This is a genomic window from Phocoenobacter atlanticus subsp. cyclopteri (genome assembly GCF_018343795.1).
GTDB classification, from domain to species: domain Bacteria; phylum Pseudomonadota; class Gammaproteobacteria; order Enterobacterales; family Pasteurellaceae; genus Phocoenobacter; species Phocoenobacter atlanticus.
Map to the genome: position 1 here is coordinate 619,425 of NZ_CP074346.1, position 24,637 is coordinate 644,061.

The 24,637-nt window shown below is 33.1% G+C and carries 25 protein-coding genes and 1 tRNA gene; 21 read left to right on the forward strand and 5 right to left on the reverse strand.

The features are described 5' to 3' along the window. Nucleotides 1–40: 40 nt before the first annotated feature. From KGI96_RS02860 to lapB, 13 genes are all read left to right on the forward strand, one after another. Complete coding sequence (locus tag KGI96_RS02860) at nt 41–1,666, forward strand: ABC transporter substrate-binding protein (RefSeq protein WP_213156543.1); 1,626 nt, start codon at nt 41–43, stop codon at nt 1,664–1,666. Between the two features lie 8 nt (nt 1,667–1,674). Continuing rightward, on the forward strand, nt 1,675–2,637 hold the full coding sequence (locus KGI96_RS02865; RefSeq protein ID WP_211597469.1) for an ABC transporter permease: 963 nt from the start codon (nt 1,675–1,677) through the stop codon (nt 2,635–2,637). Then, nucleotides 2,627–3,514 carry an ABC transporter permease subunit gene (locus KGI96_RS02870; protein WP_211597470.1) on the forward strand — a complete coding sequence of 296 codons (888 nt, stop codon included), beginning with the start codon at nt 2,627–2,629 and terminating at the stop codon, nt 3,512–3,514. The genes KGI96_RS02865 and KGI96_RS02870 overlap by 11 nt, the downstream gene beginning before the upstream one ends. A 19-nt stretch (nt 3,515–3,533) precedes the next feature. Further along, complete coding sequence (locus KGI96_RS02875; protein ID WP_211597471.1) at nt 3,534–4,562, forward strand: oligopeptide/dipeptide ABC transporter ATP-binding protein; 1,029 nt, start codon at nt 3,534–3,536, stop codon at nt 4,560–4,562. 69 nt (nt 4,563–4,631) lie between these two features. Then, the gene (gene lolA / locus KGI96_RS02880; RefSeq protein WP_211597472.1) at nt 4,632–5,258 is read left to right on the forward strand and encodes an outer membrane lipoprotein periplasmic chaperone LolA; all 627 of its coding nucleotides are present in this window, start codon (nt 4,632–4,634) and stop codon (nt 5,256–5,258) included. Between the two features lie 75 nt (nt 5,259–5,333). Beyond that, nucleotides 5,334–5,642 carry a trp operon repressor gene (gene trpR / locus KGI96_RS02885; RefSeq protein WP_211597473.1) on the forward strand — a complete coding sequence of 103 codons (309 nt, stop codon included), beginning with the start codon at nt 5,334–5,336 and terminating at the stop codon, nt 5,640–5,642. After that, the gene (mtgA, locus tag KGI96_RS02890) at nt 5,632–6,384 is read left to right on the forward strand and encodes a monofunctional biosynthetic peptidoglycan transglycosylase (RefSeq protein WP_211597534.1); all 753 of its coding nucleotides are present in this window, start codon (nt 5,632–5,634) and stop codon (nt 6,382–6,384) included. Before trpR ends, mtgA begins: the two co-directional genes overlap by 11 nt. 59 nt (nt 6,385–6,443) lie before the next feature. Then, a complete protein-coding gene (gene degS / locus KGI96_RS02895; RefSeq protein WP_211597474.1) occupies nt 6,444–7,478 on the forward strand; it encodes an outer membrane-stress sensor serine endopeptidase DegS in 1,035 nt (344 codons plus the stop codon). A gap of 44 nt (nt 7,479–7,522) precedes the next feature. Continuing rightward, complete coding sequence (cmk, locus tag KGI96_RS02900; protein WP_211597475.1) at nt 7,523–8,197, forward strand: (d)CMP kinase; 675 nt, start codon at nt 7,523–7,525, stop codon at nt 8,195–8,197. Between the two features lie 127 nt (nt 8,198–8,324). Continuing rightward, nucleotides 8,325–9,995 (forward strand): 30S ribosomal protein S1, encoded by a 1,671-nt coding sequence (rpsA, locus tag KGI96_RS02905; protein ID WP_211597476.1) that lies wholly within the window; start codon nt 8,325–8,327, stop codon nt 9,993–9,995. A gap of 62 nt (nt 9,996–10,057) precedes the next feature. After that, the gene (locus KGI96_RS02910) at nt 10,058–10,339 is read left to right on the forward strand and encodes an integration host factor subunit beta (RefSeq protein ID WP_211597477.1); all 282 of its coding nucleotides are present in this window, start codon (nt 10,058–10,060) and stop codon (nt 10,337–10,339) included. Between the two features lie 43 nt (nt 10,340–10,382). Further along, nucleotides 10,383–10,664 carry a LapA family protein gene (locus tag KGI96_RS02915; RefSeq protein WP_211597478.1) on the forward strand — a complete coding sequence of 94 codons (282 nt, stop codon included), beginning with the start codon at nt 10,383–10,385 and terminating at the stop codon, nt 10,662–10,664. A 7-nt stretch (nt 10,665–10,671) separates the two neighbouring features. Then, nucleotides 10,672–11,856 (forward strand): lipopolysaccharide assembly protein LapB, encoded by a 1,185-nt coding sequence (gene lapB, locus KGI96_RS02920; protein ID WP_211597479.1) that lies wholly within the window; start codon nt 10,672–10,674, stop codon nt 11,854–11,856. Nucleotides 11,857–11,887: 31 nt separating this feature from the next. Here the strand turns inward: lapB and cuyB are convergent, their stop codons facing one another. Next, a complete protein-coding gene (gene cuyB / locus KGI96_RS02925) occupies nt 11,888–12,598 on the reverse strand; it encodes a cysteate racemase (protein WP_211597480.1) in 711 nt (236 codons plus the stop codon). Then, nucleotides 12,586–13,875: a dicarboxylate/amino acid:cation symporter gene (locus KGI96_RS02930; protein ID WP_213156544.1), complete on the reverse strand. Its 1,290-nt coding sequence runs from the start codon at nt 13,873–13,875 to the stop codon at nt 12,586–12,588. The genes cuyB and KGI96_RS02930 overlap by 13 nt, the downstream gene beginning before the upstream one ends. 245 nt (nt 13,876–14,120) lie before the next feature. On the opposite strand from KGI96_RS02930, the gene yciH reads away from it, so the two are divergent. The 3 genes from yciH to KGI96_RS02945 all read left to right on the forward strand — a co-directional run bounded on the left by yciH (nt 14,121) and on the right by KGI96_RS02945 (nt 17,773). Continuing rightward, complete coding sequence (gene yciH, locus KGI96_RS02935) at nt 14,121–14,432, forward strand: stress response translation initiation inhibitor YciH (protein WP_211597482.1); 312 nt, start codon at nt 14,121–14,123, stop codon at nt 14,430–14,432. Between the two features lie 3 nt (nt 14,433–14,435). Continuing rightward, the gene (gene hpt / locus KGI96_RS02940) at nt 14,436–14,975 is read left to right on the forward strand and encodes a hypoxanthine phosphoribosyltransferase (RefSeq protein ID WP_211597483.1); all 540 of its coding nucleotides are present in this window, start codon (nt 14,436–14,438) and stop codon (nt 14,973–14,975) included. Nucleotides 14,976–15,079: 104 nt separating this feature from the next. Beyond that, entirely contained in the window at nt 15,080–17,773 is a 2,694-nt protein-coding gene (locus KGI96_RS02945; RefSeq protein WP_211597484.1) for a DNA translocase FtsK, read from the forward strand. A 184-nt stretch (nt 17,774–17,957) separates the two neighbouring features. Here the strand turns inward: KGI96_RS02945 and KGI96_RS02950 are convergent, their stop codons facing one another. Then, nucleotides 17,958–18,182, reverse strand: coding sequence for a DUF2798 domain-containing protein (locus KGI96_RS02950; protein ID WP_211597485.1), 225 nt, complete (start codon nt 18,180–18,182; stop codon nt 17,958–17,960). Between the two features lie 94 nt (nt 18,183–18,276). Here KGI96_RS02950 and KGI96_RS02955 point away from each other — a divergent pair, with 94 nt between their 5' ends. Then, complete coding sequence (locus tag KGI96_RS02955; RefSeq protein ID WP_211597486.1) at nt 18,277–19,164, forward strand: LysR family transcriptional regulator; 888 nt, start codon at nt 18,277–18,279, stop codon at nt 19,162–19,164. A gap of 34 nt (nt 19,165–19,198) precedes the next feature. On the opposite strand, the gene pdxT is transcribed toward KGI96_RS02955, so the two are convergent. Both pdxT and pdxS read right to left on the reverse strand, forming a co-directional pair. Then, entirely contained in the window at nt 19,199–19,774 is a 576-nt protein-coding gene (gene pdxT / locus KGI96_RS02960; RefSeq protein WP_211597487.1) for a pyridoxal 5'-phosphate synthase glutaminase subunit PdxT, read from the reverse strand. Nucleotides 19,775–19,790: 16 nt separating this feature from the next. Then, nucleotides 19,791–20,681, reverse strand: coding sequence for a pyridoxal 5'-phosphate synthase lyase subunit PdxS (gene pdxS, locus KGI96_RS02965; protein ID WP_211597488.1), 891 nt, complete (start codon nt 20,679–20,681; stop codon nt 19,791–19,793). Between the two features lie 127 nt (nt 20,682–20,808). Between pdxS and pdxR the strand changes: the two genes are divergently transcribed. The 4 genes from pdxR to KGI96_RS02985 all read left to right on the forward strand — a co-directional run bounded on the left by pdxR (nt 20,809) and on the right by KGI96_RS02985 (nt 24,523). Beyond that, complete coding sequence (gene pdxR / locus KGI96_RS02970; RefSeq protein ID WP_211597489.1) at nt 20,809–22,227, forward strand: MocR-like pyridoxine biosynthesis transcription factor PdxR; 1,419 nt, start codon at nt 20,809–20,811, stop codon at nt 22,225–22,227. Nucleotides 22,228–22,559: 332 nt separating this feature from the next. Next, nucleotides 22,560–23,372: a 4-hydroxy-tetrahydrodipicolinate reductase gene (gene dapB / locus KGI96_RS02975; RefSeq protein ID WP_211597490.1), complete on the forward strand. Its 813-nt coding sequence runs from the start codon at nt 22,560–22,562 to the stop codon at nt 23,370–23,372. 150 nt (nt 23,373–23,522) lie between these two features. After that, nucleotides 23,523–24,362 (forward strand): putative RNA methyltransferase, encoded by an 840-nt coding sequence (locus KGI96_RS02980; RefSeq protein WP_211597491.1) that lies wholly within the window; start codon nt 23,523–23,525, stop codon nt 24,360–24,362. Between the two features lie 84 nt (nt 24,363–24,446). Then, a tRNA-Met gene (locus tag KGI96_RS02985) sits at nt 24,447–24,523 on the forward strand. The last annotated feature ends 114 nt before the right edge of the window (nt 24,524–24,637 follow it).

The following is a 24,637-nucleotide window of genomic DNA, read 5'->3' on the forward strand; positions in this document are numbered from 1 at the left end:
TAAGATTATTTTTATTTTTTGCAATTTTTGTATTAATCAGATGGCTTATTCCGTCCCTCGAATACCACAAGAATTACTTGTAAAAAGTTTAGTTTATTGTACAAATGCATCTGGATTTTCTTTTGATCCTCAAAAGGCAGATGTGGGCACCAATATGAATGTGGTGACTGAACAAATTTATGATAAATTGCTTGAATTTGATCCTGCTACTAATAGTTTAAAACCTGCATTAGCTAAAAGTTATAAAGTAAGTGATGATGGTTTAGAAATTACTTTTTATTTAAGAAAAAATGTTAAATTTCATACTACTGATTGGTTTAATCCAACACGTAACTTTAATGCGGATGATGTACTTTTTTCTTTAAATAGAGTGATGGGAAATGTTGATGACTTACCTGAATTAGAAGAGTTGGATCAAGTTAAATATAGCGATAAAAGTTATAATAATTATCTTTTTCAAAGACAAGCACGCCGTACCCATTTCCCTTATTTTGAAAGTATTAATTTAAAAAGTAAGATTGTCAGTTTAAGTGCACCTTCTAAATATAGTGTAAAAATTAGATTAGCTGAACCAGATGCTTCTTTATTGGCTCATCTTGCGAGTCAATATACAGTTATTTTATCTAAAGAATATGCATTACAATTGAGTTCTGATGATAATTTAGCACAGCTAGATCAACTCCCTGTGGGTACAGGGGCATATAAATTACAAAGTTATGTACACAATGATTATGTTCGTTTACAAAGAAATGAGAGCTATTGGGGTAAAAAAGCGAATATTGAAAATATCATTATTGATTTTTCTACAAGTAGTACTGGACAAATGGCAAAGTTTTTAAATCAAGAATGTGATATTTCTGCTTTTCCTGAACCAAGCCAACTTTCTTCTTTGCCTAAAGGGTATTTAGTGAATATTTTTGGGGCTAATTTATCATTTTTAGCGTTTAATAATCAAAGTATGAAAATGAATGATATTAAACTGCGTCGAGAAATTGTACATTCTATTAATCGTGAAAGATTAGGAAAACAGTTATTTTATGGTTTAGCAGAGGTAGCAGATAATGTATTACCAACGGCTCTTTTTCCTAATAGAAATGCAGATCACTATCCGTACTTCCCTAAAAATAATAAAGAAAAAATAAGAGAGTATTTAGAGCTTGTGCTTTGGGTACTTGATGAAAGACATGTTTATAATTTTCATTCTTTAAAAATGGCCGAGTTGATAAAATATGATTTAGAGAAAATAGGTATTAAGTTAAAAGTACGTCAGGTAAGTAGAACTCTTTTAGTACAACAATTGGCAAAAAGAGAAGCTGACTATGATATGATTTTAACAGGCTGGCTTGCAAACAATTACGATCCTGATAATTTTTTATCTGCTATTTTAGGTTGCCGTTCTCAATTTTCGGTTACAAATTTAGCGAATTGGTGTAATGATGAGTTTGAATATTTACTCAATCAAGCTAGAATAAGTGAAGATAATGATGAACGTATAAAGTTGTATAAAAAAATTGAGAAAATATTAAGAGAGGAATTACCTATATTACCATTACTTAATGCTAACCGTTTATTGGTCGTAAGTGATAAAGTAAGAAGTGTACAGATCAGTCCATTTGGTAAAGTAGATTTATCTAAAATCAAATTAATATCTCCAGTAAATAAATAGAGTTTGATATGTTATTCATTTTTATTCGTAAATTATTTTGGATTACAGTAACAGTTTTTATTCTTTCTATAATGAGTTACTCCATTTTATTAAAAGATCCGCTTAACTTACTGATTTACGATGGCGGTATAAAGTCTTATTTTTATTATATTGTTTCTTTGTTAAGAGGAGATCTGGATATAAGTTATAATTCAGGTGAACCGTTATTTAATCAAATATTAAGAGTGTTCCCAGCAACACTTTCGTTATGCTTTTCTGTGACTCTATTATCGTTACTTATAGGTATTCCACTGGGATTTTTGTCTGCTTATAATTCAAACAATCTTGTGGGTAAAAGTCTATCTATTTTGGGTTCATTAAGTTTAGCTTTTCCTGTTTTTTGGTTAGCAATTATCTTACTTTATTATTCTTCTATAAATCAGTGGGAAATTGCAGCAGTGGGGGAGCTTAATCCAATTTATGAAATTCCAGTTGTGACCAATTTTAAGCTGGTAGATATATTTTTAGTTGATGTACCTTATAAATTAAAAATAGCGCAGAGTTTATTACGTCATTTAGCTTTACCTACATTGATTTTGGTTATTCCTGCGATGTTAGAAGTAATGAGAATGACTCAAGAACAAGCAATATATGTAATGAAGAAAGATTATGTTAAAGTTGCGAGAACAAAAGGATGGTCGGGGTTTAAAATATGGCGAATGCATATCGTTTGTAATGTACTACCTCCGATTATTCCAGCAATTGCACGTAATATTATTTTAATTTTTGCCTTTGCAATGTTAGTTGAGAATGTTGTAAGTTGGGGAGGAATTGGGTATTGGTTAATTAATGCAGTATCAGTGCAAGACTATAATGCCATATCTGCAGGTATTATTGTTATTGGGTTATTTATATTAACAGTGGATGTATTAGCAAGTTTTATCACAACGCTATTAGATCCTTCGAATAAAAAAGATTGGTATGTTAAATAAAAATGTAGAACAATTTAGAGAATCTGCTTATATTTTGCAATTTTTAAAAATTTTGCGAAAAGATATTGTTGCACTGATCAGTGTGTATTTTTTTGCACTTTTATTATTTTTAATATTTTTTGGTTATATTATTGCACCTTATTCAGCTCAACAGCAGTTTGTTGGTTTAGAATTAATGCCACCATCTTGGAGTGAGATTGGGCAAATTCAACACTTTTTTGGTACAGATGATCTCGGTCGTGATATTTTTAGTCGTATTCTATACGGTTTTTATTATACCGCAGGGGCTGCATTGGTTATTACCCTCGCTATTGCTATTGTTGGTGGCATTTTGGGTGTATTAGCAGGAACAAAAACACACTCTTATTTTGTGATATTACACCATTTATTTGATACGTTTTTGGTTACGCCAACATTACTTATTGCAATTATCATCGCTATTTTATTGGAAGCAAGTTTAGTCAATGCAATGATAGCGATTTTTTTAGCAATGTTGCCACAATTTATTCATAAAATTTATCTTGTTACGCAAAAAGAATTAAAAAAAGAGTATGTGGTAACTTTATATTTAGATGGTGCAACACGATGGGATTTAGTGAAACAAGTGGTGTTACCTAATTTAACGCCTGTTGCGATAAAAGAGTTATCACATATTTTTGTTTTAGCAATTTTAGATATTAGTGCATTAAGCTTTATTTCATTAGGGGCACAATATCCAACCGCAGAATGGGGGGCGATGATTAGAGATTCTATGGAATTGATTTATATTGCACCTTGGACAGTTTTTTTACCGGGAATTACTATTGTTATGGTGATTTTAATTGTAAGAATGTTAAGTAATAGTATTATTCGTGTACTAGAAATGCATCGTTATTAGAGTGTAAATTGGATATATTATGGCATTATTAGACATTCGTCATTTAACTATTGATATTGACACCGAAAATGGACGAGTAAGAATGATCGATAATATCAATCTTACTTTAGATAAAGGTGAAATTTGTGGATTAGTTGGAGAATCAGGCTCTGGAAAAAGTTTGATTGTCAAAGTTATTTGCGGAATGGAGAAAGAAAATTGGATAGTAAAAGCGGACCGATTTCGATTTGATAATATTGAATTGCTTAAACTTTCAGCCTATCAACGTCGTAAATTGATTAAAGATGATATTTCGATGATTTTACAAAATCCTCATGCAAGTTTAGATCCAAGTAAAACGATTGGTAAACAACTTATTCAAAGTATTCGTTTTAATGGAAAATGGTGGAAATGGTTCGGTTGGAAAAAGAAAAAAACCATTGAATTATTACATCGAGTAGGAATTAAAGATCATCGAGATATAATGGAAAGCTATCCAATTGAATTAACCAATGGTGAAGCACAAAAAGTAATGATCGCAATGGCGATTGCGAATAAACCAAGATTATTGGTTGCAGATGAACCTACTAATATGATGGAAGCGACAACAGAACTGCAAATTTACCGCTTATTATCTAGTATGAATAAGAATTTAGGTACCTCTATTTTATTAGCAAGTAATGATATTTTAGGCATACATAAGTGGGTGGATTCGTTTAATATATTATATTGTGGGCAAAATATTGAAATTGGAAGTAAAGATAAAATAATGGAAAATCCTTATCATCCCTATACTTCAGCATTGCTTTATAGTGTACCTGATTTTTCTTTACCAAGACCATTTAAAGAGAAATTAAAAACACTAAGTGGTGCAACTCCAACATTAAGCCATATTTATAAAGGATGTCGTTTAGGACGACGTTGTCCTTTTGCTCAAAAGAAATGTATTACTAAACCACCTTTATATCGAGTGAAGCAACGAGAGTTTGCGTGTTATTATCCATTAAATTACTCAGGATATAATCGTTTGAAAACAACAGATAAAACTCCGATACTACTTGAAAGTTAAAGTCATTTTGAACTATTGTCTTGCTAAAGGTTCAAAAAAGTATCTGATAGATCAAAAAGGAATAAAAAATTGAATAAAAAATTAATTAAAATAGCCATTACTGTACTATTTAGTTTTATTGCTATAAATACTTGGGCAAATACACCAGCAGTATTAGAGTTACAAAAACGATTAAGCTTATCTTCACAATATAGTGCTGAATTTACTCAAATTGTACGTTCAATGAAAGGGAAAGTTGTACAAGAAGGGAGTGGAAAACTTCAAATTAAACAGCCAAATTTATTTAGAATGGATACAATGAAACCTCAAGAAAACAGAATTATTTCAGATGGCAAAAATCTCTGGTTTTATGATCCTTTTGTTGCTCAAGTGACAGTAAATAGAATAGAAGATGTTATCAATAATACACCTTTTATTTTGTTAACGAGTAATGACCCAAATAATTGGAAACAATATGATATTAAACAAAATTCAGATACATTTGTATTAAAACCGAAATCTAAAAAGAGTACGATCCAGCAGTTTGATATCAGAATTGATCCTTATGGATTATTAAAAGGATTTAGTACTATTGAAAAAAATGGTCAAAGTAATCTTTATATGTTAAAAAATATTTCGACCAATAATATTAAAGCGGATCAATTTAAATTTAAAGTGCCAAAGGGCGTGGAAGTTGATGATCAACGCACAAAATAGTAAGTATTTTTTAGCGGTAAGATGTTGTAAATTTTTTGCAATATCTTACCGCTATCAATAATGATAGGTAATAGTATGAAATCGCTTCAAAATCCACGAGATAAAAAGGAATGGCAACAATTTATTTCACTATTAGAACAAGCTGCTTTAGAAAATAAAGCAGAAGAGTTACTCTCAATGTTACTTACTGCAGATGAGCGAAGTTCGTTAGGATTACGCGTACAAATAGTACGCCTTTTGCTCGATCAAGATAGATCTCAACGTGAAATACAACAAATATTAAATACAAGCATTGCAACAGTCACCAGAGGCTCAAATATGTTAAAAACAATTGAGCCAGAAATGTTAGAATGGATAAATAAAAAACTTAATGATAGTCGGTAAAATTGAAAAAATATTGTGTGCATTATTGCGTTTTTTTCTTCCGATCAACGTTCGTTCAATAAAAGGTGCGTTATGGTTTTTGATTAGCCGATTTAGCGTATTCTTTCTTACATTAATAATATTTTTTTCCATTGTTCCAGTGCCTTATTCTGCTTATATGATTGAGAAAAAAGTAACTTCGTTATGGGATAATAAAACATATAATATTCAGTATCAGTGGGTCAATCTTGAGAATATTGCTTGGCAAATGCAAATGGCAGCCATTGCTTCAGAAGATCAGCGGTTTAAAGAGCATTATGGGATTGATTTTAATGCTATTCAATCAGCATTAAATCATAATCAACAATCTCAAAAAATACGAGGAGCTTCAACAATATCCCAACAAATGGTTAAAAATTTATTTCTGTGGTCTGATCGTTCTTGGATTAGAAAAGCGATGGAAATCCCTTTAACTTTTGGGGTTGAAGCAATATGGGATAAAAGAAGAATTTTAGAAGTGTATTTAAATATTGCAGAGTTTGGTAACGGTATTTTTGGCGTAGAAGCTGCATCATTACGTTTTTTTAAGAAGCACGCTAATCAATTAAATATAAAGGAAGCAACATTACTTGCCGCATCATTACCCAATCCGCATATATTTAAAGTAAATAAACCAGGGAAAATAATGCGTAAAAAACAACGCTGGATTATAAAACAAATTCGTAATTTAGGTGCAACAGAGTATTTAAATCAGTTAAAATAACTATATGATATTAAATATAAAGGTTATAATACTTTCGGAAATATATTAAGAGAAAAAAGATGATAAAGAAAATATTACAAGCAATAGGATTTGGTCTCTTTTGTGCCGCTTTAATTGTATTTGTAGCGCCTTACGTTAATAATCAATTAGCTTTAAATAAAGCTTCCTCTATTGTGAGTTATCACAATGCCGTCAAGATAGCCGCACCAGCAGTGGTGAATGTGTATAATCAATCTTTTGATCTTGCTTCTGGAAATAATGGATTACAAATAAGTAATTTAGGATCTGGTGTAATAATGACTGCATCAGGATATATTTTAACCAATAAGCATGTTATAGAAGATGCCGATCAAATTTTAGTAGCATTACAATCTCGCGAAGTATTTAGTGCCAAATTAGTTGGTTCTGATGCTTTAACGGATCTTGCTGTACTTAAGATTGAAGCGAAAAATCTCCCATTTATTCCTCAAAATGCTAAACGACCTATTCGTGTTGGTGATGTTGTTTTAGCTATTGGTAATCCTTTTAATTTAGGACAAAGTATTACGCAAGGTATTATTAGTGGTATTGAGCGAAATGCGTTATCAGAAGGACGAAGACAGAATTTTATTCAAATTGATGCGTCAATTAATAAAGGAAATTCAGGAGGAGCATTAATTAATACAGCAGGAGAGTTGATAGGTATTAATACACTAAGTTTAGGTAAAAATACTATTGATATAGCAGAAGGATTAAATTTTGCTATTCCTATTACTTTAGCCAACAAAATAATGACAAAAATTATTCGTGATGGACGTGTAATTCGAGGCTATTTTGGTGTAGGGACAGAATTATTTTACTCCGCAAAACAACTTGGTGTTGCAGAACGGGGTGTTGTTGTAACATCGGTATTTGAAAATGGTCCCGCCGCAAGAGGTGGGGTTGAGCCAAATGATATAATTTTACGTATTGGTCACATTGAAGCAGAATTTCCCCGTCAAATGATGGAAGAAATTGCTGAAATAAAACCAGGAACCAAAGTTGATGTATTAGTATTAAGACAAGGAAAAGAAAAATTATTACAGGTCACTATTGGTGAGTTTCCAGAATCTTAATAGCGGTTACATTTCGATAAAAATTTACAAAATTAGGATAAATGATGAAAAATATAGTAATTACTGTTGATGGACCAAGTGGAGCAGGTAAAGGTACGCTTTGTTATGCACTGGCTAATCAATTAAAGTTTGATTTATTAGATTCTGGTGCAGTGTATCGTATATTAGCGTTGGCTGCAGTGAAAAAAAATATTATGTTTGATAATGAATATATACTGGCTGAATTAGCTACGGGATTAGATATTCAATTTATACCTCGCAATGGAGAAGTTGTTGTTATTTTAAATGGAGAAGATGTGGGTGATCAAATTCGTAGTGCAGAAGCGGGTCAAAATGCGTCAAAAGTAGCTGCATATCCAAAAGTTCGTCAAGCATTATTACAACGTCAGCGTGATTTTAGTACTGAAAAAGGCTTAATTGCCGATGGACGAGATATGGGAACAGTAGTTTTTCCCAATGCACAAGTGAAGCTATTTTTAGATGCGAGTGCCGAAGAACGTGCAAAAAGACGTGTTAATCAGTTGCAAAGTAAAGGATTTAATGCTAATTTTGACAAAATTTTAGCTGAAATTAAAGAACGAGATGATCGTGATCGCAATAGAGCGGTTGCTCCTCTTGTTCCTGCTACTGATGCCTTATTATTAGACTCTACAAATTTATCTATTGAAGAAGTTATTAAACAAGCATTGGATTATATTCAAAAAGCAGTTAAAATATAATGTCTTTTCTATAAAATATATAGATTTGATTTAAACTTTATTCGTTTGACAATGGATTGTCGAACTTTTGTTATTAACCCCATTAAGCAGGATGCAAAATGGATGTTTTATTTAAGAAGATTTTATTATGACTCAATCTTTCGCTCAATTATTTGAAGAATCACTACAAGCTGGAACAGAACCTAAATTAGGTGATGTGGTAAAAGGAACAGTTGTTGCTATCCAAAAAGGCTTTATTTTAGTAGATGCTGGTTTAAAATCAGAATCTGCCGTCCCTGCTGAAGAATTTATTAACGCTCAAGGTGAATTAGAAGTTCAAGTTGGTGATGAAGTTGATGTAGTACTTAAAGCGGTAGAAGATGGCAACGGTGAGACTATCGTTTCTCGTGGCGATGCTAAACGCAATGAAGCATGGACTGCATTAGAAAAAGCTTTTGAAGCACAAGAATCTGTGACTGGCTTAGTTAACGGTAAAGTTAAAGGTGGTTTCACTGTTGAGCTAGACGGTGTTCGTGCATTCTTACCTGGTTCATTAGTTGATGTTCGTCCAGTACGTGACATTAACCTTGAAGGTCAAGAATTAGAATTAAAAGTAATTAAACTCGATCAAAAACGTAATAACGTTGTTGTATCTCGTCGTGCTGTACTTGAATCTGTAAGCAGTGCTGACCGTGAAGCGGTATTAGCAAGCTTAGAAGAAGGTGCTGAAGTTAAAGGTACTATCAAAAACTTAACTGATTACGGTGCATTCGTTGACTTAGGTGGAGTTGATGGTTTATTACATATCACAGATATGGCATGGAAACGTGTTAAACATCCAAGTGAAGTAGTAAACGTTGGTGATGAAGTTACTGTTAAAGTATTAAAATTTGAGAAAGAGCGTACTCGTGTATCTTTAGGCTTAAAACAATTAGGTCAAGATCCTTGGGTTGCTATTGCTGAAAATCACCCAGTAAACAGCAGATTAACAGGTAAAGTAACTAACTTAACTGATTATGGCTGTTTCGTTGAAATTTTAGATGGTGTTGAAGGTTTAGTTCACGTTTCAGAAATGGATTGGACAAACAAAAACATCCACCCTTCTAAAGTCGTAAGCGTTGGCGATACTGTTGAAGTAATGGTACTTGAAGTTGATGAAGAACGTCGTCGTATTTCATTAGGTTTAAAACAATGTAAAGCTAATCCTTGGGATCATTTTGCTGAAACTCACGCTAAAAATGATAAAGTTTCAGGAAAAATCAAATCTATCACAGATTTCGGTATCTTTATCGGTCTTGAAGGTGGTATTGATGGACTTGTTCATTTATCTGATATTTCTTGGAATGTTTCAGGTGAAGAAGCGGTTCGTAACTACAAGAAAGGTGATGAAGTTGAAGCCGTTGTATTACAAGTAGATGCAATTAAAGAACGTATCTCTTTAGGTATTAAACAGCTAGAATCTGATCCGTTTACAAACTTCCTTGATACTAACAAGCGTGGTGCTATCGTTAAAGGTACTGTGGTTGAGGTTGATGTAAAAGGTGTTAAAGTTGAATTAGCAGGTGGTGTTGAAGCCTATATTCGTGCAGCAGAAGCAACAAATGAAAAAGTGGAAGACATCACAACAGTAATTAGTGTTGGTGATGAACTTGAAGCTAAATTTACAGGTGTTGATCGTAAAGCTCGTATTATTAATCTTTCTGTTCGTGCTAAAAATGAAGCTGAAGAATCAGCAGCATTAGCAAAAGTAAACAAACAAGAAACTGTTGAAGTTCCTAATGCGTTTGCAGAAGCATTTGCCGCAGCAAAAAGTGAATAATTAATTCATATAAACGGATACATAATTGTATGTATCCGTTATTCCTTGTGAGGAGATAAATTATGACTAAATCAGAGCTTATTGAAATATTAAGCTATAAATTACCTCAACTTCAAGTGAAGTGTGTGGAGCAAAGTGTTAAATTAATTCTAGAGCAGATGAGTGAATCTTTGGAACAAAGACAGCGTGTTGAAGTAAGAGGATTTGGCAGTTTTTCTTTACATTATCGTCAACCACGAGTAGGTAGAAATCCTAAAACCGGAGAATCTGTAAAGTTAAATGCAAAATATGTGCCACATTTTAAAGCAGGAAAAGATCTTAAAGAACGCGTTGATTTTAGTTAATAAGATTGCCATAACACTTAAATAAAATAAGTAGGAGAAAAAAATGAAATACATTATAGGCTTAGTTATTGTTTTTGCCATCGTGTTAGTCGCCGTTACTATTGGTGCAAATAATGATCAAATTATCTCATTTAATTATATTTTGGCAAAAAATGAGTTACGTTTATCTAGTTTAGTTGCCATTCTGTTTGGTTTTGGTTTAATTTTAGGTTGGCTAATCACTGGGTTCTTTTATCTTAAATTAAGAGTAAAAAATATTGCTCTAAATCACAGAGTAAAACGTCAAACTAAACAAATTGATGAATTGACTTTATCGAAAGGTTAAGTAAATAATGCTTGAGTTATTGTTCCTATTGTTACCAATTGCAGCATTATATGGTTGGTATATGGGACAACGAAGTGTAAAAAAAACACTAGATTTACAGAATAATAAATTTTCTCGTGATTATATGACAGGATTGAATTTTCTGTTATCAAATCAACAGGAAAAAGCGGTTGATCTTTTCCTATCTATGCTGGAAGAACAGAGTGATGAACAAATTAATTCTGAATCTCAATTTGAAGCAGAGTTAACCTTGGGAAATTTATTTCGTTCTAGAGGGGAAGTTGATCGAGCATTAATTACACACCAGAAACTTGATAATAATTTAAATTATTCAGTAGAACAAAAGCTTTTAGTTAAACAGCAACTTGCCAAAGATTTTATGAAAGCAGGTTTTTATGATAGAGCTGAAAGTCATTATATCAAATTAATCGATGAACCAGAGTTTGCAATCCATTCGTTAACCCAATTAATGAATATTTATCAACGTACTCAGGAATGGGAAAAGGGAATTAATGTTGGTAAAAAATTAATCAAACTCAACCCTAAAGCAGATCGAATTCCACTTTCACATTATTATTGTGAATATGCCCACATTCTTCAAAAACAAGAGAAACCATTCGTCAATGGTTTAAACAAAGCGTTAGAAATTAATCAAAATTGTACTAGAGCTTCTATTTTGTTGGGGGATTATTATGTTTCAAGACAAAATTATGAAAAGGCGTTACAATATTTTGAGTACATATTAATACAAGATGCAGATTATATTAGTGAAGTATTAACTAAAATAAAACACTGCTATTTATCTTTAAATATGCCAGAAAAGTTTGAACGATTTTTACTCAAAGCAAATCAACAAAAACATAATAGTGCAATTGATATTGCACTTACTGAATGTATAGAAAAGAAAGATGGGAAAGAGTCTGCGAAAGCTAAATTGCACGAGCAAATTAAACTTTACCCAAATATGGTGACCTTTCATCGTTTTATTAAATATCAAATTGATGAGGCAGAAGGGAGTGGTCGAGAGAGCTTAATATTATTATATAAAATGGTTGGAGATAGCATTCAGCAACGACATAAGTATCTTTGTATAAACTGTGGTTATCAAGGCGCATTATTACATTGGCTTTGTCCTTCCTGCCGTAATTGGGAAACAATGAAGCCAGTACAAAGTTTAGATAATATCATTTAATAATGATTTCAAATATAAGTAAATAACGGCACTAGGATAAAGCAAATTTGATCGCTTTTTTTGCTAATTCAAGGGTTGCATCAATCATATAGTGTTCACCTTTTAAATTAGGGATAAATAAAGGAATTTCAGTGCAAGCAGCAACATAAGCATCTGCCTCTATATTATCAATAAGCTTCTGAAAATCGTTCTGATAGTTTTCAACCTTACCAGCTTTTGCTCCTAAATAGATACAATCCATTAATGTATCTTGTTGTGGTTGACTAATATTGATTACCTCAAACCCACTCAATTCCAATTTCGTCTGATATAGCTTACTTTTTATCGTACCATTTGTTGCTAATATAGCTATCTTCTTTAGTTTTTGTTCTGCCGTAGTATTATGATCTTTTAGTTTTTCTACAACAGCATCAATAATACTGATAATTGGAATGTCAATTTTTTGTTGAATTGGTTCGGCAAAATAATGAGCGGTATTACAAGCGATTAAAAGAGCCTCAGCCCCCGCCTTTTCAAGGCGAGTAGCTGATTCGATCATTTTACCTAAAGGGCTTTCATTTTTATTTAAAATGTAAGCTGTACGATCTTCGATTTGAGGGAAACTGTCAATTACAATTGGAATATGCTCTTGATCACAATTGGCAGGGGTCAATGCCGTAATTTTACTATATAAATCTACAGTTGCCATTGGCCCCATTCCACCCATAATACCTAATCTTTTAGGTGTGGTTAGTCTTCCCATTTAGACATATCCATTTCATTTTCACTTTTAGCCACGACTGTTGTACCAAGCATATCACCTACAACATTCATTGATGTACGTCCCATATCTAGAAGGGCATCAATACCAAAAATCATTGCATAAGCAGCCGCTACAGCAGAGCCTTCTTCTATTTTTAAACCAACGCTTTCTAAAACCATAATAAGCATAATTGCACCAGCACCTGGAACGCCAGCAGTTCCTATAGAAGCTAATACAGCGGTTATAATAATAGTTGCTTGAGCAGAGAAGTCTAAAGGAATACCAACAGCGTTAGCAATAAACATTGCACAAACACCTAAATAAATAGTTGTTCCATCCATATTTATGGTTGCCCCAATAGGAAGAGTGAAGCCATAAACATTACGATGAATACCCATTTGATGTTCAGCGGTTTCCATTGAAACGGCAAGTGTTCCACCAGAACTACGTGTTACAAACGCAGTAACCATTGGCGGAATAATACGTTTAAAGAATTTGAAAGGATTAAGTTTAAACAATACAGCTAATACACCATAAACAACAAGACCTTGAGTAATTAGGGCAGCATAAACGGTACCTGTCACATCTAATAGAGGACCAAATGCAGCACTGCCATTTTTTGCGAATACAGTAAATATTAGAGCAAAAACACCAATTGGAGCATACTGCATAATCCAAGCAACCACTTTAAAGATGATTTCATTTACACCTTCAAAAAAGTTATAAACAACTTCTGCAGATTTTTTAATATTTTGTTGTTCGCTTTCACGACAATGTGCTAAAGATAAACCAAAGAATAGGCAGAAAATAATGGTTGGTAATACTTTACCATTTGAAATTGCACCAAATGGATTTTTAGGGATCATATTAGTAAAAACTTCAACTAGGGTTGGAGCCGTAGTTGTTTTTGCGACAGCATCTGCAGAACCAACAAGATTTAACCCTTCTCCCGGTGAAAAAATCTGCCCAAAAAAGAGTCCTAAGATAATAGCAAAAAATGACGTTAAAATATAAAAAGCTAAAATTTTAATCCCAATTTTACCTAATCGAGAAGGTTCAATACTGGCTGCACCTACTACTAAGCTTGCAACAATAACAGGAAGTACAATCATCTTTAATAGACGAATAAATACATCACCAAAAGGAGAAATGTAAGGGATAATATCTTTATTATCACTAAATAAAATCCCAACAATTCCACCAAGAATTAAACCACATAGTATTCTAACAAGTAGATTACTATTAAAGTACCACGAAAATATTGATTTTTTTTGCATTTAGATTTACTCCTGTTGCTTATTAAGAATAGATAAATTAATTTTATTTCATAAATTAATTTTATTTCATAAATTAATAATTATAATGGTTAAATTATAAGGGGTATTTATCTTGATCACAAGGTAATTTTCTTATGGTAATCATAAGCTTCTTGTTTGAAGACTATTCTTGCTTTAGAATACAGGGGGTTGTAGTTCTTATAAATACGTTTTGTAATTAAACATTATTTCATTAGGAATGGTAGATGACATTAGTATATTCGACAGAATTAGGGCGAATTAAACCTCAAAAAGAACAGGTGCAATCCCCGAAGGGTGACGGTGTTGTTCGTATTCAGCGACAAACCTCAGGACGAAAAGGGAAAGGCGTTTGTGTAATTAGTGGTTTAGATCTTGAAGATAAAGCCTTAACGCATTTAGCAAAAGAGTTAAAAAAACGTTGTGGTTCTGGTGGTTCTATAAAAAATGGGACAATTGAAATTCAGGGTGATAAAAGAGACATTATCAAACAGTTTTTAGAGCAAAAAAATTTTAAAGTAAAACTTTCAGGTGGTTAATAAATGAAAAAATATCATATTGAGACGTTGTTATCAACATCACAAATAGATAATAGAATTAGAGATTTAGCACAGCAAATCAATGAATATTATCAACAAAATCAATGTAATAAATTAGTGGTTATTGGATTATTACGTGGTTCTTTTATGTTTATGTCAGATTTAGTTCGTTTATTAGATTTGCCTGTTGAGGTCGATTTTATGACAGCATCAAGCTATGGTTCTAGTATGGAGTCTAATCGAGATGTGAAAATTTTAAAAGATCTTGATGGTGAAATAAATAGTAAAGATGTATTGATTGTAGAAGATATTATTGATACAGGCTTTACTCTTGATAAAATAAAAAAAATGTTATTGCTACGTTCACCGCATTCCGTAAAAATTTGTACATTATTGGATAAACCTTCTCGTCGAGAAGTAAATGTTGACGTTGATTGGGTTGGATTTGAAATACCCGATGAATTTGTGGTTGGCTATGGTATTGATTATGCTCAACAGCATCGCCATCTAGATTATATTGGTAAAGTAGTAATGGATAAATAGAGTATTTTGCAAAAAAGTACTAAAAAGAGACCGCTTGTTGTTATGATAATAAGCGGTCTGTTAGTTGCATAATGTTTTAACCTTGAAAATAAAGTGATTTACTGATGCAGGAAATTGAAGTGATTGAGAATGTGAAAGGAAAAGATAGATTAATCCAATTTTTATTAATTGTGGTTGGAGGATTGGGGCTTTATCTTATGGTTGCTCTGTTAAGCTATAGCCCATTAGATAATAGCTGGTCAGTTTCAACTAATATCACTACAGAAGTCTTAAATAAAGCAGGTGTTATTGGGGCTTGGAGTATTGATTTATTGTTTTCAAGTTTTGGACAGGTTTCCATTATTGTTTTATTTACTTTAGTTTTAGCACCATTATATTGGCTTCTATTTGGCGTAGAATCTAAATTTGGCTGGTTGTATTTATTTTTAAAATTGATGAGCTTTATATTATTTATTGTAGGTTTATCAGGTCTATTGAATATATTATTTGTTCATTTTGGTTATTATATCTCTGGTGGATTTATCGGTGGTATATTTAAGCAAACTATTTCATCACAAATCAGTGAAGTAGGTGCTTTGTTTGTGTCTATTTTATTTATTGTAGTTGGTTTTTATTTTTGTTTAGGAAACGTACTTACATCATTAGCGATCCATTTTTATCGTTGGTTAACTGTTGTTGAAGACGAAACACAAGCGGTTACTTTAGATCAAGAATTTGCAAAAAATTCAGAAAAATCACTAAAAACTGAAGATGTGATAATAGATGATAATATGGTTGAAAAAGAGAATGAGAAAGACGAATTTATTACAAATCAATTAACGGATGTCACACAATTTGCACGCCCAACACCTAATATTATAGGGTTAAATAAAGCAGATGATGAAGAGCAAGTAGAACAGGTAGAAAAAGTCATACAACAACAAGAAGATGATGACTATTTTGATTTTAAGTCGACAACTACTCCTGTTAATCTAAAAGTAGATGATATTCCTAAAGTAAATATAAAACAACAAATTATAGATAATGCTATTGCAGATAGAGTACCTCAACAGAATGATCCAAAGGTTGGGTTTGAAGAAGAAGTTATTAAAGATATTTTGCCACAAGTACATCTTGATATTGAAAATACAGAGACAGAAGCTACATTAGAAATACAAAATGATGATATAGAAGAACCAATAAAAAATACGCCATCTATTGAAAAACAGCAAGTCGCTGTAGAAGAAAAAACGGTTAAGGTAAAAGAAAATAAACCACAATACCCAAAAGGATATGGTAATACTTTAGTTCATCCGTTATTACAGCAACATACTAAAATACCAAAACCCACCACCCCCTTGCCTACTATTCGTTTAATGGATAAACCGCCTGTTGAAAAGCAAAAAATAACAGAGCGAGAAATTTATGAAATTTCTACTAGAATTGAAAACGCATTGGCAGATTTTGGAATAAAAGCGACAGTTGAAGATGTTTTAATTGGTCCTGTTGTCACTCGTTATGAAATTCAATTAGCACCAGGTGTGAAATCCTCAAAAGTAATCAATATAGGTAGCGATTTGGCTAGAGCATTAATGTTTAAAGCTATTCGGATTACAGATGTTGTGCCAGGTAAACCTTATATGGGTATTGAAACACCAAATTCATATCGTGAAACAGTTTGGTTAAGAGATATTTTTGAAAGCCCTCAATTTTGTCAATCTGAGGCGAAATTACCAATGGCTCTTGGTAAAGATATTAGCGGTCAAGCTGTTGTGGTAGATATGGCGAAAATGCCACACTTATTGGTTGCAGGACAAACAGGTGGAGGTAAATCGGTTGGGGTAAATACAATGATTTTGAGCTTACTTTATAAACTGACACCTGAACAAGTTCGTTTTATTATGATTGATCCAAAAGTGGTCGAATTGAGTATTTATGACAACATTCCTCATCTATTGACACCTGTAGTCACAGATATGAAAAAAGCAGTAAACTCATTGCGTTGGGTAGTCGATGAAATGGAGCGACGTTACCTACTGTTAAAACATCTTAGTGTCCGTAATATAGAAGGATATAATGATAAGATAGAACAAGCGGAAGCAATGAAATTTCCTATACCTGATCCAACATGGAAGCCTGGCGATTCTATGGATCAACTTCCTCCCGCTTTAGAAAAATTAAGTTATATTGTTGTTATTATAGATGAATTCTCAGATCTTATTATGACACAAGGAAAGCAAGTTGAAGAATATATCATCCGTATTGGACAAAAAGCACGAGCAGCTGGAATACATCTAATTTTAGCGACACAACGCCCTTCTGCAGATGTTATTACAGGATTAATAAAATCAAATGTACCAAGTAGAATAGCCTTTACAGTCGCCAGTCAAATCGATTCAAGAACTATCCTAGATAAAGGTGGTGCAGAGAGTTTATTGGGACGTGGTGATATGCTTTACTCCGCAGCGGGAACCCCTGATATCATTCGTGTTCATGGCGCATTTATGACAGATAAAGATGTCGAAAGAATCACCGATGATTGGCGAGCAAGAGGAACGCCTAACTATATTAATGCTATTGTTGAATCAACCAGTAGCGATGAGCAATCAGGAAATTCTGGAGAGGGTGGCGAGTTGGATCCACTATTTGATGAGGTCGTTGCTTTTGTTATTGATTCAGGTGTGACTTCTGCTAGTGGCGTTCAGCGTAGATTTTCAATCGGATTTCCAAGAGCGGCAAGAATATTAGATCAATTGCAAGAGCAGGGTATTCTTTCTACGCCAGATAATAGAGGAAAAAGAGAAATGTTAGCTCAATAAAATGCTGTTATTCAATTGATATTATTTAAAATAGGAGTTTTTACCTATTGATTTTAAAAAAATCAATAGGTGAAATTTACTTTTTCCCTAAAAATAATTTATATAATCTCAAGAATGTTCTAATAATGAATTGTTTTAATACTCCAAAACATTATCAAGCCGTTAGTTTTTGCTAACGGTTTTTTTATTCTGTTATACCAAATATTTTTTTACTAAACTTCATAACAGGTTGCACTAAAATCAAAACACAAATAAATGCCGCAGGGAAAGCGAGTCCCCACGCTTTTAGCCAACGTGATAAGAAATCATCAACAAAACCAAGATTTATCCAAGTTACCCAAAGTGTCATTAGCATAGATAATAAAAAAGACATTACTGCACTATTAAATAAACGGAATTTAAGATTCATTGTTTTACTCCTGTAAGTTAATATTGTGGTATTGTAACAAGGTTGCAAAAAGGATAGAATAGCTAAAATTTAAAACTTAAATTCCATTTTTGCAATGCTAAATAATCTTTCTTTATTTGTCACTATTGTTAAATCAGGTAGTTTTCAAAAAGCTGCTACTCAAATGAATATTCCTACTTCAACACTAACTAGACGATTACAACGGTTAGAAGCTAGTCTTGATTGTAAGTTACTACATCGTAGCTCTAGAGGAATTAAACTCACTCAAGAAGGTGAGACTTATTTTGAAAAATGTCAGCCTATTTTGGCTATGCTTGAACAAAATATACAAGATATTCATCAACATACCACTCAAGCTAGTGGTACAGTGCGAGTATTAGCACCAATAAACTTATCACTTTTTATGGCAAATTTTTGGTATGATTTTTTAATTAAATATCCTGACATTGATTTAATATTACAGCTGAATAATTGTAATGATAATTTACTTGAACAAGGTGCTGATTTAGCATTAAGAACAGGGAAGCAGAATAATGCAAATTTAATTCAAAAACGTTTGGCAACAACACCGACTTGTATTGTTGCAACAAAGGAATATTTACAAAATAATACTCCAATACATCACCCTTTAGATCTACAACATCACCATTGGCTGGTGGCTCAACCGTTATCAAATATTGTTTTGACCAATGAAAAAACCGATGAAAGGGTTCATTTAACTATTCCAAAAGCTCGTTTACAAGTAAATGAAGTTAGTTTGTGTATTGATTTAGTAAAGCAAAATCTAGGGTTGAGTTATGTGCCGGAAATTTTGTGTCAAACTGAACTAAAAAAAGGGGAATTGATTAAACTATTACCTACTTGGCAGATACCAGAACGCACTATTTATGTACTTTGGAATGAACAAAAGCAGTTACCAAAGCGAGTAAAGGTTTTGGTGGAAGAATTGGTAGCTTTTTTTGAATCTTATAGAGGCGAATGATAACTTCGCCTCTTGGATTTACTCTAATTAATTTTTAAATCATTGCTAAAAAGAGTTTTAAGATAGCGGTGTTAGTGGTCAATTCAGGGTGAAAAGAGCAAGCGAGTAGGTTACCTTGTTTGGCTAAAACAGGTTGTTCATTTACTGTTGCAAGGACTTCTACCTCTGAACTATCCACACTAGCAATATAAGGAGCTCGAATAAAGACCGCAGGAATAGGTTCTTTTATTCCTTTAATATCCAGCTCCGTTTGAAAGCTATCGACTTGACGACCAAATGCGTTACGTTGCACCGTGATATCCATCAAATTGAGGTGTGAAGGTTCACCACCTACAATATTTTTAGCAAGTAAAATCATACCTGCACAAGTGCCAAATAGCGGTCGCTTTTTAGCAAAATTTTGCAAAGCCTCGATAAATCCATAGTGACGCATTAACTTACCTATTGCAGTACTTTCGCCACCCGGTAAAATAATTCCATCAAGATCATCAAGCTGTTCGATACGTTTTACTGCTACACCGATCGCACCCAGTGACTCAACTTGGGCAATATGCTCAGTCACTGCACCTTGTAATGCTAATACTCCAATTTTTAATTGTGTATCTGTCATTTTATCCTCTTAGGTATTACCAACCACGCTCTTGCATTCTCTCTTCAAGGCTAAGTTTTGAAATCTCGATCCCTTTCATTGCTTCACCTAAATCTTCTGATAAACGAGCAATTAAATCAAAATCTTGATAATGTGTGGTGGCTTGAACAATCGCTTTAGCAAATTTTTCAGGGCTTTCTGATTTGAAAATACCTGAACCGACAAATACACCATCTGCACCTAATTCCATCATCAACGCAGCATCTGCAGGGGTTGCGACACCACCAGCAGCAAAGTTCACTACAGGTAATTTACCTAACTCTTTGATTTGTAATAATAATTCAAAAGGTGCACCTAATAATTTTGCTTCTGTCATTAACTCATCGGTAGTCATAGAAACCACTTTACGTACTTGAGCATTAACTTTACGCATATGACGAACCGCCTCAACAATATTTCCAGTACCCGGTTCACCTTTAGTACGTAACATTGCAGCCCCTTCACCAATACGGCGTAATGCTTCCCCTAAATCACGACAACCACAGACAAATGGAACGGTGAATTTGCTTTTTAATAAATGAAATTCTTCATCAGCAGGCGTTAAAACTTCACTTTCATCAATATAATCAACGCCCATAGACTCTAATATACGAGCCTCTGTAATATGACCAATACGTGCTTTTGCCATCACAGGGATAGAGACTGCAGCCATCACCTCTTTCACAATTTTAGGGTTAGCCATACGAGCCACACCACCGGCTTGACGAATATCAGAAGGAACACGCTCTAACGCCATTACTGCCACTGCACCTGCTTGTTCAGCAATGCGAGCCTGTTCTGCATTGACAACGTCCATAATTACGCCACCTTTTTGCATTTGTGCCATCCCACGTTTTACTAAGTCTGTACCAATAATACTGTTTGTCATTTTAATTTCCTCTTATTTTAAGTGATAACAAAAAATGTCGTATCATTTTTAGTTAATATTGAACTTGTTAAAAGTGTCAGATTTAAATATACTTATAAGGTCAGATTGCATTTTGAGGATAAAAATTATGCAACTTATTGCCTATACTATAAATAAATCAAGTACTGAGCCTCTTTATATTCAATTAATTGAACAAATTAAATACGCCATTCACGAACAACGTTTACAAAAAGGGGATAAATTACCCTCAAAACGCCGTTTGTCACAACATTTACAGATTAGTCAAAATACCATTGAAACCGCCTATTCACAGTTGATGGCTGAAGGGTATATTGAAAGTGTGCCAAAGGTTGGTTTTTTTGTGAATGTGCAGGCAGGGGATACATTATTAAGTAAGCGGTCAGATCCAAATAAAAATTTGCAAAAAATGATTAATATCATACCGCCTAAAAGCAAAAAATATTGTTTTGATTTTAATCCTAATCGTATTGATAGCCGTCATTTTCCTTTCGAAAAATGGAAAAAACTAAATAAAAAGATCTTAAATAAAAATCACAGCGATTTATTGCATTTAAACGATCCTCAAGGAGATCAGATTTTAAGAGAGCAGTTAGCCAATTATTTAAATACGGCTCGTGGTGTGCAGTGTGAAGCAGAGCAAATTGTTTTAACCTCAGGAGTTGAGCAGTTATTACAAATTTTAATGATCTTATTTGAAAAAAAACATTCTCAGACTTTAATTTATGGTATTGAAACTTTTGGTTATCGAGTAGTAGAGAATATTTTCAAACTTTATCAAAAATATTGGATTAAACTTCCTTTAGAGCCTCAAAGTAAGCGGTTAGATGTAGCGAGTTTTTTACAAAAAAAGATTGATGTTGCTTATATTACCCCTTCACACCAATACCCTTTTGGTGGCGTACTAAATATTGAGCAGCGACAACAACTACTAGAATGGGTGAAAGCTGAGCCAAGTCGTTATTTAATTGAAGATGACTACGATGGCGAATTTCGTTATCAAGGAAAGCCTATTCCTTCCTTACAAAGTTTAGATCGAGCAGATAAAGTGATTTATTTTGGGTCATTATCTAAATTATTAATGCCCGCTATTCGTATTAGTTTTATGGTGTTACCAAAATCCTTATTAAGTGATTATCAGCCAATTAAACAGAGTTTTAATTGTTCTGTTTCACGTTTTGATCAACAAATTGTATCACTTTTTATACAGCAAGGATTTTTTGAACAGCACATTAATCGAATGCGAAAGCGTTATCGTAATAAAATGGAACAACTTTGTCGTATTTTAACGCTATATCACGACACAATACGTTATTACGGAGAAAGTTCAGGGTTTTATTTATTAATCGAATTAATAAAAGACACTCGATCATCAAAACAATTGGTAGCGTTAGCTGAGCAGGATAAAATTAAAATTTATCCAATAGATTGGCAAAATAAACAATTGTTTGTTTTAGGTTTTGGGGATTTAAGTGAAGAAGAATTAGAAAGAGGAATAAAAAAGTTATTAAGTAGTTGGGGGATATAAAATGGTGATAACTTAATTGGGTATAAAAATATGGGGTATAAATCATTTAATAACACTATGATAGAATAACCAAGCGGTATGATATTTATGAATATTTGTAAAATAGCACTAGTATATTAATTTTATCTGCATTATCTTTAAGTATTTATTTAACTTATTCTGATAAAAAAGCCTCGCCAATTCAATGTGATGATTTTTTTGGTAGAATATACAAATACATCTCAAAATATGCGAATAAATTACATTTCCAATAGTGCCAAATAAGGAAAATATTATTAGTATAAGCGGTAACATTTATTTAAAAATTTACAAAATTTATTAAGGAAAAAATGATGACATTAAGAATAGCAATAGTAGGCGCTGGCGGAAGAATGGGGCGTCAGCTGATTTGTGCAATTAACAATAGTGACAACGTCGTGCTTAGTGTGGCATTTGAACGTAAAGGTTCATCACTGGTTGGTGCTGACGCTGGTGAGTTAGCAGGAATTGGAACTTTAGGTATTGCTGTTTCTGATGATCTTAAATCTCAAGTGGATAATTTTGATTTATTAATTGATTTTACTCGTCCTGAGGGAACATTAGAGCATATTGCATTTTGTGTTGCTAATAATAAAAAAATGGTGATCGGTACCACTGGATTTGATGATAAAGGTAAGCAAGCCATTGAAAATGCGGCTAAAAATATTCCAATTGTATTTGCCTCAAATTATAGCGTAGGGGTGAATTTAGTGTTTAAACTACTGGAAAAAGCAGCCAAAGTGATGGGGGATTATTGTGATATTGAAGTGATTGAAGCCCATCATCGCCATAAAGTTGATGCTCCATCAGGCACGGCTCTGTCAATGGGTGAACATATTGCTAAAGTCTTAGATCGTGATTTAAAAACGCACGGTGTTTTTGCTCGTGAAGGGATTACCGGGGAGCGTAAACGTGATGAAATTGGTTTTGCGACCATTCGTGCAGGTGATGTTGTGGGTGAGCATAGTGTTTGGTTTGCAGATGAAGGGGAGCGAGTAGAAATTTCTCACAAAGCCTCTAGCCGTATGACTTTTGCTAATGGTGCTGTACGAGCAGCCAAATGGCTTACCACAAAAGAAAAGGGATTATTTGATATGACGGATGTATTGGGGTTAGATCAACTATAAAGAAATAGAAATAAGAGGAAAAATTTATATGTGATTTATTTTTGTTCAAACATAATTTTTCCCAATTTAAAATATAACAATAAAAATTAGCGAGTTATTCTAAATTATAGGATAATAGCGAATATGTAAATTTATACTAATGAGAATTTTATGCTGATCTGTCCCCATTGTAAGACTGAATTAAACCTATCTGAAAAATCATATCGTTGTGAGAATAATCATTGCTTTGATCAAGGAAAAGCAGGGGATCTGAACTTATTATTAGTCAATCAAAAACGCAGTAAATCACCAGGTGATAGTCGTGAAATGGTGAATGAGCGTCATAGTTTTTTAGAAAGTGGGGCTTATTCGCCTATCGCTGAACTATTGGCAAAGACAGTGATGAAATTGACACAAGGGCAACCCAAAGTTATTGCTGATGCAGGTTGTGGTGAAGGGTATTACTTACGTCAGGTGCAACGACTTTGTTTTCCTTCTTTAGACTATTTTTATGATAATGGCGGTCAATTTATTGGTTGGGATATTTCTAAATTTGCTGTTCAAAAAGCAGCTAAGTCGGCAAAATTTCCAGCCAAATGGCTTACAGCGAGTAATGCGCATATTCCATTAGCGGATAATAGTGTGGATATCCTAGTTAGTGCATTTGGTTTTGAGGTGGCAGAAGAATTTGCTCGAGTGCTAAAGCCAAATGGCTATATAGTTACTCTTGATGCAGGAGAAAAACACTTGTTATCTTTAAGAAAAGTGATCTATCCGATGATTAAACCTTTTCGTGAAAAACCATTATTAAATGAGTCTTTGTTTCGTTGTATAGAAAAAGATTATACAACCTATCATACCTTACTAAATAAAACTCAGCTTTCACAGTTAATGATAATGACGCCTCATTTGTATCGAGCAACTTATGAAGGAAAAGTCGCTGTTCAACAACTTGATGAGTTGGAGATTGATGTTGATGTTCAGTTACGAGTTTATCAACACAATGCTTAGAAAATGAGAGAAAATAAATTTTTTAAAATATCTATAAAATACTTGCATTAATAAAAAAAATGACTATAATCATCCCCTATCAGACGCGGGGTGGAGCAGCTTGGTAGCTCGTCGGGCTCATAACCCGAAGGTCGTTGGTTCAAATCCAGCCCCCGCAACCAGCTTTTTTAAGCTCATTTTCTTGTTTGAAAATGGGCTTTGTTTTTATTAGAACAAGGTAAAAACATATTTTAAAAAGTCCCAAACAATTTGTTGGGGCTTTTTTGTAGGAATTA